At 61.6% G+C, this 13,560-nt stretch carries 13 protein-coding genes, 1 tRNA gene and 1 pseudogene; 5 read left to right on the top strand and 10 right to left on the bottom strand.

Going from position 1 to position 13,560, the window contains the following annotated elements; all coding sequences use genetic code 11:
* Positions 1-167: 167 nt before the first annotated feature.
* Positions 168-1,574: an adenylate/guanylate cyclase domain-containing protein gene (locus NL154_RS09105; protein WP_434733925.1), complete on the bottom strand. Its 1,407-nt coding sequence runs from the start codon at positions 1,572-1,574 to the stop codon at positions 168-170.
* A 279-nt stretch (positions 1,575-1,853) separates the two neighbouring features.
* Here NL154_RS09105 and NL154_RS09100 point away from each other — a divergent pair, with 279 nt between their 5' ends.
* Positions 1,854-2,585 carry a hypothetical protein gene (locus NL154_RS09100; protein ID WP_434733924.1) on the top strand — a complete coding sequence of 244 codons (732 nt, stop codon included), beginning with the start codon at positions 1,854-1,856 and terminating at the stop codon, positions 2,583-2,585.
* A 20-nt stretch (positions 2,586-2,605) separates the two neighbouring features.
* Here NL154_RS09100 and NL154_RS09095 read toward each other — a convergent pair whose 3' ends face one another.
* Both NL154_RS09095 and NL154_RS09090 read right to left on the bottom strand, forming a co-directional pair.
* Complete coding sequence (locus NL154_RS09095; RefSeq protein ID WP_434733923.1) at positions 2,606-4,099, bottom strand: FAD-dependent monooxygenase; 1,494 nt, start codon at positions 4,097-4,099, stop codon at positions 2,606-2,608.
* Between the two features lie 346 nt (positions 4,100-4,445).
* Positions 4,446-4,616, bottom strand: coding sequence for a hypothetical protein (locus NL154_RS09090; RefSeq protein ID WP_221122857.1), 171 nt, complete (start codon positions 4,614-4,616; stop codon positions 4,446-4,448).
* Between the two features lie 191 nt (positions 4,617-4,807).
* Between NL154_RS09090 and NL154_RS09085 the strand changes: the two genes are divergently transcribed.
* Positions 4,808-5,281, top strand: a complete 474-nt coding sequence (locus NL154_RS09085; RefSeq protein WP_434733922.1) for a nucleoside deaminase — start codon at positions 4,808-4,810, stop codon at positions 5,279-5,281.
* A 16-nt stretch (positions 5,282-5,297) separates the two neighbouring features.
* On the opposite strand, the pseudogene NL154_RS09080 reads toward NL154_RS09085, so the two are convergent.
* Positions 5,298-5,408: pseudogene (locus NL154_RS09080) on the bottom strand (IS5/IS1182 family transposase); the annotation flags it as partial.
* A gap of 165 nt (positions 5,409-5,573) precedes the next feature.
* Between NL154_RS09080 and NL154_RS09075 the strand changes: the two are divergent.
* On the top strand, positions 5,574-6,182 hold the full coding sequence (locus tag NL154_RS09075) for a L,D-transpeptidase (RefSeq protein WP_434733921.1): 609 nt from the start codon (positions 5,574-5,576) through the stop codon (positions 6,180-6,182).
* A gap of 331 nt (positions 6,183-6,513) precedes the next feature.
* Here the strand turns inward: NL154_RS09075 and NL154_RS09070 are convergent, their stop codons facing one another.
* The 3 genes from NL154_RS09070 to NL154_RS09060 form a co-directional block, all read right to left on the bottom strand.
* Positions 6,514-7,287: an ATP-binding protein gene (locus NL154_RS09070; protein WP_434733920.1), complete on the bottom strand. Its 774-nt coding sequence runs from the start codon at positions 7,285-7,287 to the stop codon at positions 6,514-6,516.
* Positions 7,262-7,900, bottom strand: coding sequence for an AlbA family DNA-binding domain-containing protein (locus NL154_RS09065; RefSeq protein WP_434733919.1), 639 nt, complete (start codon positions 7,898-7,900; stop codon positions 7,262-7,264). Before NL154_RS09065 ends, NL154_RS09070 begins: the two co-directional genes overlap by 26 nt.
* 200 nt (positions 7,901-8,100) lie before the next feature.
* Positions 8,101-8,176: transfer RNA gene (locus NL154_RS09060), tRNA-Lys, on the bottom strand.
* A gap of 211 nt (positions 8,177-8,387) precedes the next feature.
* Here NL154_RS09060 and NL154_RS09055 point away from each other — a divergent pair.
* On the top strand, positions 8,388-9,137 hold the full coding sequence (locus NL154_RS09055) for a cytochrome c biogenesis CcdA family protein (protein WP_434733918.1): 750 nt from the start codon (positions 8,388-8,390) through the stop codon (positions 9,135-9,137).
* Between the two features lie 45 nt (positions 9,138-9,182).
* Positions 9,183-10,145, top strand: coding sequence for an AEC family transporter (locus tag NL154_RS09050; protein ID WP_434733917.1), 963 nt, complete (start codon positions 9,183-9,185; stop codon positions 10,143-10,145).
* Here the strand turns inward: NL154_RS09050 and NL154_RS09045 are convergent.
* Genes NL154_RS09045 through NL154_RS09035 form a run of 3 tightly spaced genes read right to left on the bottom strand, consistent with a single transcriptional unit; the run spans position 10,113 to position 13,554 of the window.
* Positions 10,113-11,324, bottom strand: coding sequence for a UbiH/UbiF family hydroxylase (locus NL154_RS09045; protein ID WP_434733916.1), 1,212 nt, complete (start codon positions 11,322-11,324; stop codon positions 10,113-10,115). The genes NL154_RS09050 and NL154_RS09045 overlap by 33 nt on opposite strands.
* Positions 11,325-11,360: 36 nt before the next feature.
* Positions 11,361-11,873, bottom strand: a complete 513-nt coding sequence (locus NL154_RS09040; protein WP_434733915.1) for a DUF934 domain-containing protein — start codon at positions 11,871-11,873, stop codon at positions 11,361-11,363.
* Positions 11,874-11,883: 10 nt separating this feature from the next.
* Entirely contained in the window at positions 11,884-13,554 is a 1,671-nt protein-coding gene (locus tag NL154_RS09035) for a nitrite/sulfite reductase (RefSeq protein WP_434733914.1), read from the bottom strand.
* Positions 13,555-13,560 lie beyond the last annotated feature (6 nt).

The following is a 13,560-nucleotide window of genomic DNA, read 5'->3' as shown; positions in this document are numbered from 1 at the left end:
CTGCCTTCTCCTTCGTCATGTGCCTCAGTTGTCGGCTTGGCGCCGATGGCTGCCCCTCTCCCCGTTCCAACGGGGAGAGGGAACGTGCCAAACGCGGCGTCGAGGTCGTGAGATGCCGATGCAGAAGGCTCGATGCTCCGCAGTGAAGCCTGGTCGGTGGATGAGGCTCACGACAGGGCGAAGATCCTGACCTCCCTGCCGATGCCCTGAAGCTCCGCCATTCGTGAGGCCGATGTGACGCCGCTGTCGCGCAGGATCTCCGAGACATTGGCATCTTCGACGATCGCCTCGGTCGTCATGATCACATTCGGGTCGGCAAGGCCCTGGACGCGGGAGGCGATATTGACCGTCTGACCGAAATAGTCCTGCCTGTCGTTGAGGTTGACGGCGAGGCATGGCCCCTCATGGATGCCGATCTTCAGCAGGAGGTCTTCGCTGCCGTGTTCGGCATTCAGCCGCCGCATCGCCTCGCGCATCCTCAGCGCCGCCGCCACCGCCCGGTCCGGGCTCGGAAAGGTCGCCATCACGGCATCACCGATCGTCTTGACAACCGCTCCGGCCTCGGTGGCGACGATCTCGTGAAGAACCCTGAAGTGCGCCCGCACCAGATCGAAAGCGGCAAGATCGCCGACGCGCTCATAGAGAGCGGTCGAGCCCCTGAGATCGGTGAACAGGAACGTCAGGCTGGTGATCTTCAGGCGCTGGTCGACATCGAGCGTATCGGTCCGGTAGATGTCACGAAAACTCTGGTTCGTCAGCAGGCGCTTGGCCGTCAGAAACTCCCGCCTGCGGCCCAGGAGGTCGTGCAGGTCATCGCCGGCAATACAGACATTCGGGACCACCCGGCGATCGGTGTGATTTTCGAGCGTGAGCCGCAGCGAGCCGGGACGCAGCGTCACGGTTTCGTTCAGCGCATGCCCGCGACTGATGACCATCGAGAGGTTCTGGCGCTCGTCGGTCGGCTCCCCCTGCACATCGATGAACTGCGCCGAATGGGTCACCGCATCGAAGATGATCACGAATTGCGCCGGCAGCTGCAGCGACACGAAGGCCTTCTCGCCCGGGGCCAGCTCGATCAGTTCCAGCAGTATGCGGTCGAACCTGGCTTCCAGATCCTCCGGCAGGTCGACGCCGGAGCTGAAGAAAATCTGGCGGTAATATTCGAGCGGCGGCAGCCGGTCGGGTTCGTGCGCGGCAATCCGGCGCACCCGCGGACTGACCGTGAAGGTGACCTCGACCATCTCGTCAAGGGTCGGCTCGTATCCGGCGGCGCAAAGGGCGCAATGATAGCTGTCCTGGTTGACCCCTTTGAGGGTTGCGCCGCTGTCGAGGACGCCGCCGCAGCCCGGGCATAGCACATTCCAGGTCATCTCGAATGCGCCGATGCGGGCCGCATGCAGAAAGGCGGCGATGGTCTTCTCTTCGTCAAGATGGTGCTTGGCGGCGAAAGCGAGCGCATTGACGCGGTTGAGATCCCGATCGGCGCCGTGCTTGACGACATTTTCGATGCACTCGACCGTCTGCGGGTCAGCCGCCTGTCGCAGGCTGGCAAAAAGCACGTCCACTTCGCTCATCGGACAAGTCTCTGTACTGACAATACGGCTGATGACGTCAGGCCGGGCATGATAACACGGGACGTTCCCAATAGAAATCAACGGGAGCGGATGCCGCTCGTCCCCGATCGCCCGGGTCCGGCGGCGCCCGAAAACCGGGGGCGAGATCGTCCGTTTTGCGGTTGCGCGACCCCCCGCGAAAATCGGTGGATCTCGCGCAGAAAAAGCGAGCTTCACCGCCCCCACTTCCGCTACGATCACGCGTTTCGGCCTCTCGGGCCTGGTCGCAAAGGAGAAACGATGGATCGTCTCGTCGGCGCGGATGAAGGGGCTCGCTCGACAGATCGGGCTGACGAGGCCGGGCGTGCGGAGGGTCTTGCGCGGGACGTTACCGCGATCAAAATCGGCGACTGCCTCCTCGGTTACAAGGCCGTGCAGCGCCGCATGCGAGGCGGCCGCTGGAACCATTTCCGCGGCCGGATGCGCGAGATCGAAAAATTGATCCGCCATCGTCATGGCGAGATCGTACCCGAGGCGGATGACGCCTTCATTTATGTCGAGGTGATCGCCGGTCTCGCCTTTGTCGAGTTCGGGGAAGACTTTGTCGAGGTGGTTCTCGGCTGGGCGGCGCGATGGCTGCCCTGGGCTGAGAAAGCCGCGATCGAGGTGATCATCTATGAGCGCACGAAACTGCGCTTTTCTCCCCTGACCGCCGACGCGCTCGGTCACGCCCTGCATCTGAGCTTTGCCGAACGCAGCGCGCTCGACATTCGCACCATCGGCGCCTTCGACGTGCCGAAGGCGAAAAGAGCGAGGCTGCAAAAGGAAAAGCGGCGCCAGCGCGACCGAAACCGAAAGGAAGAGCGGCGGCGGGCCGCCGGCGCCGTGTCGAGGGCCGATTATCTCGACAATTCGCTCAGCGCAGCCCGCCCCTGGGAGGCCTTCGGCATCAGCCGCCGCACCTGGGAGCGCCGCGGCAAACCGATGCCGGAGCCAATGCCGGACGTCGCGCCGATTTCGCTGGCTGCCTAGCTCAGCGGCTTTTTAGTCTGTCAGCGGGGCGGCCCGAACCAGGTGTTCATCGCGGCGTCGAGGCCATCCTGAGACCCCTCGCCCACCCAGGCCACATAACCGTCCGGCCGGATCAGCACCGCGGTCGGGGCTGCGACCGCCCCCACCGCCGGCAACTCCCATGGCCCGTCATAGCGCGCATCGACCAAAGGCACGCGGCCTGACCATGGCCCGCTGTCGAGGCTGCCGCGCGGTCCGAGGTTCAACAACACCGGCCTCGCGTTTTTCAACAGGGTAAAGAGACGCAATGGGCCGTCCGGCGTGACCAGGTCGAGGTCGGGCATGCGGCGGCCGAGCAGCGGATGCCCCTCGCCGAGGTCGTAGCGGATGCCGAGCCCGGACATTTCGGCGGCGATCTTCTTGCGCGCCTCCTCCAGGCCAAGCAGTTCCAGCACGACCTCTCTGAGAGCCTCGGTGCGATCATCGGTCCGCTGCAATGCGACCTGCGCCATCGTCGTGCGCAGCACGCGGGCGGCAACCGGATGACGCTCGGCGTGATAGGTGTCGAGCAAGGCCTCAGGCGATACGCCCTTCACCACCGGGGCGAGCTTCCAGCCGAGGTTCACGGCATCCTGCACACCGGTATTGAGCCCCTGCCCGCCGACCGGCGAATGCACATGGGCGGCATCACCTGCCAGCAGCACCCTGCCCCTGCGGTAGACCTCCGCCTGGCGCGACATGTCGGTGAACCTGGAAATCCACCTCAGGCCGTGGATGCCATAATCGGTTCCGCAGGCGGCGATGAGCGCTTGCCTGAGATCGTCAAGCGTCGGCTCGCCTGCGCCGCCGGCCGTCTGTTCCGTCACCATGATGTTGATCGGACCTTCGCCGGCAAACACCACCTTGCCATCGCGGATTTGATATTCCTCGCGGCCGAAGGCATGCATGCCGAGCGGAGTGCGGTGGACACCGAGCGGCGGCTCCTCCTCCATCTCAGCCTCGGCGAGAATATTGCTGGTCGTCGCATCCCATCCCGGAAAGGCAATGCCGGCCAGCTTGCGAACCAGGCTGCGGCCGCCATCGCAGCCGACGAGATAGCCCGCGCGCAGCGACGACCCATCGGAGAGGTCGAGGGTGACGCCGGCCTCATCCTCCCGGAAAGTGGCCAGTTCGCGGCCGCGATAGATCGTCACCGGCAGCTCGCCGACCCAGTCGGCCAGAATGCGCTCGATATGCTTCTGCCGCAGCGCCAGCCCGTAATTGTGCCGCGTCGGGAAATCACTGATATCGAGCCGGCTAACCGCAAATCCTGTGACCTGGGCGATCCGCCCTTCCTTGAGGAACCGGTCGACGATGCCACGCTGGTCGAGGACCTCGAGCGTGCGCGAACTCAGACCGCCGGCCCGCGAACCGACGATCTCCTGATTCTCGCGCCGTTCGACGACGGCGACGTCGACGCCCGCGAGGGCCAGTTCACCCGCCAGCATCAGCCCCGTCGGCCCTCCTCCCGATATCACGACCGCATGTTCTTTCATCCGCGAACTCCTCTGTTCACATTGTCCGAGCGCAAAATCCGCCATAGCGGGCCGACCCGCCGCGTTGACCCTCCCCGATTTCGGGATGCCTGTTCGGGTGCCGATTTCCCCCTGTCGCAGGTTGTTCCCCCTATAAATATAAGCTCTCTAATGGTGGGAAGGACTTGCGGCAGAATTTCTGCCTTGCCTTCCGAAGCCCTGTTGGTTGCCGCTTGCGCGGCGTTTCGCGGTGGAGCGCAGGCGTTGCAACACGACCGGACCGGGTGGGGCGCCGGATCCGGCAGAGCGCCCCTCTTTCACCATTCGTTCCGGAGGGCGATCAATCAAAAAGCTGTTGTGGGGCCTCTCACTGCGGAGCTGTCGCCTTCTGCGGAATGGTCTCAGTCGCTGGTTGCTCGGACGGATCGGCGGGATGGCCGTAGAGCGTATAAACGGCGCCCGCCAGGATGCCGAGGACAAGAAGCGCGAGCACATAGGACATCATTCCGCGGATGGCCGTTTTCGGTGTTCTGTCCATCAGGGGACCTCCAAGATAACTCAGGGGTGAAAGTCGATGCGGGCGCTTTTGGTTCCGAGAATGAGCCGGGGACCGCCCGTCAGCGTCTGCGCGGAAGGCAATGCAGATCACCAATCTCGATTTGATTTGCAGCCCTTGGAAATTCTTCCAATCCGAGGGAAGATCATTCCGCTCTAGCTGTGGGGGGTGTCATGGAAAATCACGAGCCGTTTCTGCGCGAGGCGATCGCGCTCTCGAAATCCGCGATGGCAAACGGTAACGAACCGTTTGGCTCGGTCCTGGTCAGGGACGGCGAAGTCATCTTGCGCGCCGAAAACAGCGTCTTCACCGGCCACGATATGACAAACCACGCCGAGATGAACCTGGTTAAGCTGGCGGCGCAGCACTACGACCCTGTTTTTCTCGCCAATTGCACGCTCTATACCAGCACTGAGCCCTGTGCGATGTGCTCCGGGGCGATTTACTGGTCGGGCATCGGACGTATGGTGTTTGCGTGCTCCGAAACGCGGCTCGGCGAGATTGCCGGGATCGGGTTGAACGTGCCCAGCCGGGCGGTGTTGCAGACCGGCGCGCGTAGCGTCACCGTGGTTGGCCCGACGAACCTCGAAGGGGAAGCCGCCGAAGTCCACCAGGAATTCTGGCCGAAGCATCTGGGCAAGGTTTAGGCTCGGGGCTCGTTGATCAGAGCCATAGGATGACGGCGGCTGCGATGCAGATGGCCGAAGAGAGGGTGCGGGCGCATCTATCGCAGCGGTTAGCGATGCGAAGCCAGTCCTTGAGCTTCACGAATGCTCTCAGCAAACATATCACCCGTCGCAGCCTCCCTTTGAGGGTGTTCCTAGGCGAGATGCGCGAACTCGGCGGAGAACGAGCGACCGTCAAATCGAGACCCGCGCCGCCATAGTGCCGCCATAGAATTCAACCCAATCATGATCGGACACCAAGCGGATGCGACGAATGAGATTGCTGGTTCTCCTTACTGCGGCCCTGTTTCTGATAGCGGTGCAGGCCCAAGCCCAAGTTTACGCGCCGTATGATGGATACGATGAATATGACGGCTATGGCTATGATGACCCTTACAGCCCCTACCCCCCTCCCTATTACGAGCCGGATCCTGGTTATCAGGAACCCTTTCCAGAACGTCGGCAGCCATCGACGCGCGTTGGAAGAGGAACCATCGTCATTGCCACGCGTGAGCACACCCTTATCTACACGACGTCAGCGGGTGAGCAGTTTGCCTACCCCATCGCCGTCGGCCGCGAAGGCAAACAATGGTACGGGACAACGCGGGTCGTGTCGAAACGACTGCATCCCGAATGGCGGCCAACCGCCAGCATGCGCCAGAAGAACCCAAGACTCCCGGCAGTCGTAGAACCCGGACCCGCAAATCCGCTTGGAACCCGGGCGATTTACCTTGCCGACGGACTGCTCCGCATCCACGGCACCAACGATCCCTCCTCCATCGGCACCAATGCCTCAAGCGGATGCTTTCGGATGTACCGTGAGGATGTCGAGGAGCTTTACGATATGGTCCAGCCGGGGACCCGCGTTATTGTCCAGCGGTGATGGAGCCTTGCCTGCGGATGATTCATGATCATGACAAAAAGATAGATGCTCTCAATCTAAATTTATCTGTGAAATAAGGGCCGACATTTATCTGTGAAATAAGGCCCGATGCGTTTCTGCTCGGGCCGCTAGTATTCTGCTTTCGCTCGAGATTAGCGACATTTTCTTCCTGATCGCCCCTAACATCGCACGATCGTAAGCGATGGCGAAGAGTGCCGTCAGAAGATGCTCTTCGGAACCGCGGGGCATCGCCCAGTAGATGTCCTTCTGCATATTGTTGAGCACGAGGGCTCTGCACCAGCACGGCATCTAAAAAGATACGGAATGAACGTCACCCAATCGGCTTTCTCCAAGCCGGTTTTTTTCCCTTCACTTTTGGCACCTGCTCAAGTTGGCCGCGCTCTCGAAGGCGATAGAAGACCGACTTCATTGAGTTCTCTGATTTGATACCGGTTAGCTCACGAGCTATCAGATTAGTGATCTCGGGCTCATCTTTTAGATAATCCATCACCATTTGCTCAGGAGAGGCCAAGCTCTCATGGCGCAGGATCACGATAACAGAGTTCTCGCTTTCGCTGATTTGCGGAGGCTTAAGCCGCAGCTTTCCCATGGCTTCGAATGCCGTTTTGACCCCCTCACCTACGTCTTTGTTCGGCGGATTTTTAAATTTGTTGATCAGTCTGACCAGTTTGGGGTTTCGTGCGAACTGTGTCCTCGTGATATTGGAAGGCGTCACATGTCCAGGAAGCCGACCAGGGCTTTCGATCTCTACACGGTTATCGAAAATTCTAATTTGTACATCAGACGCAACGCTGTAATCTCTGTGGAGTACTGCGTTAGTGACAATCTCGTGCAGAGCTTCCTCAGGATATACAATCTTCTCCATTTTCTCGTCGCCCAGTTTCTCTATACCCTCCACAGTCTGTTTAACTTGGTCCACCGCATCATTAATCAGGGTGTAGACAGGCCCTTCGATTGTTAAAGGATCGAACGCGAGAAAATCCCGCTCGGCCTCTTTCTTTGTCTGGTAACGAAGGATTTTGATCGCTGAACGCTTCGGAAGAATCGCTTGCGGATTGTCAGAGAATAGCAGGGTCCCCCGCAACAGTTGGTCGATTACCGATCGTCACCCGCTGCTTACTTAGCCACTCTTCAGGTTCTCCGGTAGGAATCGCATCAATCAAAAATTCCAGTACGGTCACTGAGTTGGTAATCTCTGTGGCGTCCACATTAAGGACTTCGTCCTCGAATGATCTTACGCCTTTATCATATTTCAAACGGTCGATCGCATCGGCGCCAGCCAGCGGCAAGCTTTGCGCGTTTCTTCGCACGTAGGTTTTGCCGTCCGTGGCGCTGATGATCTCCTGCGTCTTGAATATATTTATATGCAGCACTAGGCCCGGGTCTTTGGCACTGCGAAAAAATTCAGCAGAGTAATTGTTTGCGAGCGGACCAAGTGTCTCCATCACTTGGAAAATCGGATTGGCAGCCTCCTGATCAGCAAAGCCTTTCCAAATCCTCTCCTTTCCATCTGTGGTCACCACTTCTTCGATGCCTATGTAGACATCACCACCCCCGGTGTTGGCGAATGCAGAGAAAGTTTTAGCAAGCTTCGCGGGAGCTATCTCACTGCTCTTCAGATCTGCAAAATGCCCCTCATGCAAATCCAATAAATCCGCGACCTTGTCTGGTCCAATATCAACAACATCAAACGCCATGAATCGCCCCTTTCGATAGCGACTTTAAGTTGCCAAAGACATGTTTATAAAGCAACCCTTAGCGATATCTTGAGCACCTGAGCAACAGAAAGACCAAGGAGATGCCGGCCGGCTCTGCCAACAAGATGTGCGAAATGCTCGTTGAGTGTAGCGACCTTCAGTTTTGCAACGAAAGCTTAAATCACTCGTCCGGTGCATTATGGTGAGAGCGTCGGGGTTCGAACCCGAGACCTACTGATTAAAAGTCAGTTGCTCTACCGGCTGAGCTACGCTCTCCCTCTCCGCGGGTGTGAAGCACCCCGGCTGGAAGTGGGCGGAACATAGGCAGGTGACCCATTGCGGTCAACCGAAAAATTCGGCTTTTGCAAAGGTAAGGCACATTTCTCTGGCGCGCAAAGGCAGATTTGTCGCCCACGCAAAAAGGTGATTGGCAATCCCGGGCCTGCGACGCTAGGAACAGGGCGCAGATTGCAGCCGGAGAGAATGCGTGTCGATTGCCGATATTTCCCTGTGGAGCGCGTTATTGGCAGGGGCGCTATCCTTTCTTTCGCCCTGCGTGCTTCCCCTCGTCCCACCCTATCTCTGCTATATGGCCGGCATTTCGGTCGAGCAGTTCCGCGGCGGCGGGGCGGTGGCGGTTTCGCCGACGATCAGGCGCGGCGTGCTGTTTTCGGCGCTGCTCTTCACGCTCGGCTTTGCCACCGTCTTCGTGGCGCTCGGCGCCGGTGCATCGAGCATCGGCATGGCGCTTCGCCAGCACCTCGATCTGCTCTCCAAAATCGGCGGGCTGGTCATCATCGTCATGGGGCTGAATTTCCTCGGCCTCTTCCGGATCGGTCTGCTTGCCCGCGAAGCGCGCTTCCAGGGCGGCGGCAAGCCGGCGACGCTGACCGGGGCCTATGTCATGGGCCTTGCCTTCGCCTTCGGCTGGACGCCCTGCATCGGGCCGGTGCTCGGCGCCATCCTCGGGGTCGCCGCCGCGCGCGAGACGGTCGGCTCCGGCGCCGGGCTGCTTGCGATCTATTCGCTCGGTCTTGCCATCCCCTTCTGGATCGCCGCCGGCTTTTCCGGCGCCTTCATGCGCTTCCTGTCGCGCTTCCGCCGCCATCTCGGCACGGTCGAAAGGGTGATGGGCATCTTCCTCATCCTCACCGGCCTCGCCTTCCTGTTCGGCTGGGTCAGCGATGTGGCGATCTGGTTCCAGCAGACCTTTCCGATCCTGATGCAAATCGGCTAGAAGAGATTCTTCCCCGCCGACCACCCGCGAAATCCGGACTTTCCCTTGGCCGACATCATCAGCCTGCTGCTGCCGTTCTTCGGCCTGATCCTGATCGGGTATTCCGCCGCCAAGGCGACGAAGCAGCCGGCCGAAGCGCTCGGCTGGCTGAACTCTTTCATCATCTACGCCGCCCTGCCCGCTTTGTTCTTCAAGCTCGTCTCGCGCACGCCGATCGAAGAGCTGACGCGGCTCGATTTCATCGTCACAGATATCGCCGCGACCTATGCGGTCTTCATCCTGCTCTTTGTCATCGGCCGTTTGGTGCGCGGCAATCCGCTTGATGAATGCACCATCCAGTCCTTTGCCGGCGCCTATGGCAATATCGGCTATATGGGGCCTGGGCTGGCGCTGCTGGCGCTCGGCGAAGGCGCTGCCGTGCCGGTGGCGCTGATCATCTGCTTCGAGAACGCGCTGCATTTCATCGTGGCGCCGGCACTGATGGCGGCAGCCGGCGACGACAAGCGCTCGCCGGGCCGGCTCGCCGCCGATATCGCCCGCAAGGTGGCGCTGCATCCCTTCATTCTGTCGACGGCGGCGGGCTTTGCCGTCGCCGCCTTCCACATCGATCAGCCGCTGGCGTTCCAGCGCCTCGTCGACTACCTCGCCCAGGCGGCCGCGCCCTGCGCCCTCTTCGCGATGGGGGTGACGCTGGCGCTGAGGCCGCTGAAGCGGATTCCGGCGGAGATCTCCTATATCGTGCCGGCGAAGCTGATCCTGCATCCGATCGCGGTTTTCATCGCGCTGACCGCTGTGGGCGGTTTCGAGCCGGTCTGGATCCAGGCGGCCGTGCTGCTCGCCTCACTGCCGACAGCGACCAATGTCTTCATCATCGGCCAGCAATATGGCGTCTGGCAGGAGCGCGCCTCGGCGACGATCCTGATCACGACGGTGCTTTCGGTGGCAAGCGTTTCGCTCTGGCTGATCGCGATCCGCTCAGGCCTTCTTCCGCTTCAGCTTTTCCCTTAGCGAGTCCGGAATATCGCGGAAGCCCCGGCCGGGCTCGATGCCCTCGCGCATCACGAGGTTGCGCAGCGGCGGAATGGCCGAGAGAATATGCAGTCCGGCCGCGCGCAGCATCTGAACGGGGAGGAAATCGGAAAGCAGCGAGCGATTGAGCAGATCGACGCTCGCCGTGCGCGTCACGATGTCGGCGCGGCGACGGCGGTCGAAGCTTTCGCCGGCATCGGCCGGCACCGGCAGTTCGGCCCTGTCGCAGAGAATGTCGGTGAGCGCCATGATATCGCGCAGGCTGAGGTTCAGCCCCTGCGCCCCGATCGGCGGGAAGACATGGGCGGCCTCGCCGATCAGCGCGATGCGCCCCTTACCGAAACGATGGGCCATCATGCCCGACAGCGGCCAGACCTGGACGCCTTCCTCGATGCTCACCTTGCCGAGCATCGACTGCATCTGCGCCTCGACGAGAGAGCCCAGTTCGGCGAGCGGCAATTCCATGCGGGCGGTCGCCTCGGCGGGATCCTGCACCCAGACGAGGCTGGAGCGGCTTCCCGGCAGCGGCACCTGGGTAAACGGGCCGTGTTTGGTGTGGAATTCGCTCGAGATATTCTGGTGCGGCAGCGAATGGGCGAAATTCATCACCATGGCCGATTGCGGATAGGACCAGTTGCGCACGCCGATACCTGCCGCCTCGCGCAGCTTCGAGCCCCGGCCGTCGGCTCCGACGGCAAAATCTGCCGCCAGCGTCTCGCCGCCGGCAAGCGTGATCGACACCCTCTCGGCTGATATCTCGATCGATTCGGCCATTTCGGTGAAGCGGGTGATATTGCCCTCGCCTACCGTGGCCGCTTCGAGGATCTCGGTCAGCGCCTTGTTGGGGAAGTTGTAGCCGAAGGCATCGAGGCCGACCTCGGCGGCGCGGAAAGTCGTGGTCGGCGCCCGCAGCAGCCGGTCGGTGCCGTCGATGATTCGCATGCTGGTGAGAGGTGCTGCCGCCGAGCGCAGCTTTTCCCAGAGCGTCAGGCGGTCAAGGAAGCGGATCGACTGATCCATCAGCGCCGTGGTGCGCCGGTCCTCCTTTGCGGCAACGGGAGCCACCAGCGCCACGCTGCGGCCGCCGCGGCCAAGCGCAATGGCGGCGATCATGCCGGCGAGGCCGCCACCGATCACCGCGATTTCAAATGTCTTCATGCTATATTCCGCCATCGTAAGAGGCGGACCGGCCGCTTATGCGGCCGGCTTCGCCTGACGGCGCCAACTATAGCCCTTGCCGGCTTCGGCGTCACGCACCGCCGGCTGATAATGATGGGGAATGGCGGGCAGACGGTGTTCGGCGAGCCGCTTCAGCGCCGTGGCGTTGGTCACGGAAAAGCTGTCGATGCCGACGCGCAGCATCAGCGGCACCTGATCGATCAGCACGTCGCCGACGGCGCGCAGTTCGCTGGTGTAACCGAGCCGCTGGCGCAGCAGCGAGGCATGGCTGAAGGCGCGGCCGTCGTTGAAGGCGGGAAAGGCGACCGCCACGATTGCAAGGCGATCGAGGTATGGCTCGAGGCGGCGCACGTCGTCCGCCGGCTTGATCAGCACGCCGAGGCCGACATCATTGCTTTCACCGGCCCTGGCGATCAGTTCGTCGAGACCGAGCAGCGGCTTCTGCGCGCCTGTTGCCTTCACCTCGTCGGTTTCAACAACCCAGGGATCGTTGTCGACAAAACCGGTTTCTCTCCAGATCTTCGTCATCATCCCCTCCTTAAGCCGCTTCGGCGGCCGAGCCGTAGAGCGCATCCTTGAACGGCTGTGGCCCGACGCGGCGATAGGCGGCGAGGAAGGTTTCGGACGGATCAAGCCGCAGGCCGAGATAGGTGTCGACGATCGTCTCGATCGCATCCGTCACCCGGTCCGGCTCGAAGCCGCGGCCGATGATTTCGCCGATCGAGGTATGTTCGTCGCCCGAACCGCCAAGCGTGATCTGGTAGAGTTCGGCGCCCTTCTTCTCCACGCCGAGCAGACCGATATGGCCGACATGGTGATGGCCGCAGGCGTTGATGCAGCCGGAGATCTTGATCTTCAGCTCGCCGATCTCGGCCTGGCGCTCGGGACTACCGAAGCGGCGGGAGATTTCCTGTGCGACCGGAATGGAGCGCGCATTGGCAAGCGCACAATAGTCCAGACCCGGACAGGCGATGATATCGGTGATCAGGCCGGCATTGGCTTCGGCCAGATTGATGGCGACGAGGCCACGATAGACAGCTTCGAGATCGGCCAGCGCCACATGCGGCAGAATGAGGTTCTGCTCATGGCTGACGCGGATTTCGTCGAAGGCATATTCTTCGGCGAGATCGGCGATGGCCCCCATCTGCGCATCGGTGGCGTCGCCCGGAATGCCGCCGATCGGCTTCAGCGAGATCGTCACCATGCCGTAATCGGGATTCTTGTGCGGCTGCACATTCTGCTGGACCCAGCGGGCGAAAGCCGGATCGGCCTTCTTCCAGCGGGCGAGGTTTTCCCAGCCCTCGGCGCGCTCGGGCAGAGCAGGCAGCGCGAAATAGGCAGCGATCGCCTCGACATCCTGTTCCGGCAGCTTGAGTTCGCTATCCCTGAGCGCGGCGAATTCGGCCTCCACCTGCCGCGTCAGTTCTTCGGCGCCGGTTTCGTGCACCAGGATCTTGATGCGGGCCTTGTACTTGTTGTCGCGGCGGCCGTGCAGATTGTACACGCGCACGATCGCCGTGGTGTAGGAGAGCAGATCCTCCTCGGGCAGGAAGTCGCGGATCAGCTTGGCGATCATCGGCGTGCGGCCCTGGCCGCCGCCGACATAGACGGCAAAGCCGATCTCGCCCTTGTCGTTCCTCTTCAGGTGCAGGCCGATATCGTGGACCTGGATCGCGGCGCGGTCGCGCTCGGCGCCGGTCACGGCGATCTTGAACTTGCGCGGCAGGAAGGAGAATTCCGGATGGACCGACGACCACTGGCGCAGGATTTCCGCATAGGGCCTGGGATCGGCGATCTCATCGGCGGCCGCACCGGCGAAGTGATCGGCGGTGACGTTCCGGATGCAGTTGCCCGAGGTCTGCAGCGCGTGCATCTCGACGCTCGCCAGATCGGCCAGCGCATCGGGAATGTCAGACAGCTTCGGCCAGTTGAACTGCAGGTTCTGGCGCGTGGTGAAGTGGCCATATCCGCGGTCATAGGTGCGGGCGATATGGGCGAGCATGCGCAGCTGGCGCGCGCTCAGCGTGCCGTAGGGAATGGCGATGCGCAGCATATAGGCATGAAGCTGCAGGTAGACGCCGTTCATCAGGCGCAGCGGCTTGAACGCATCCTCGGCAAGCTCGCCCGAAAGGCGGCGCTGAACCTGGTCGCGGAACTGCTCGACGCGCTCGCTGACAAAGGCATGATCAAATTCGTCGTAACGGTACATCGTCTT

The sequence above is a fragment of the Rhizobium sp. YTUHZ044 genome (assembly GCF_051123975.1).
GTDB lineage: Bacteria > Pseudomonadota > Alphaproteobacteria > Rhizobiales > Rhizobiaceae > Rhizobium.
This window is presented reverse-complemented; position numbering and strand designations above follow the sequence as displayed.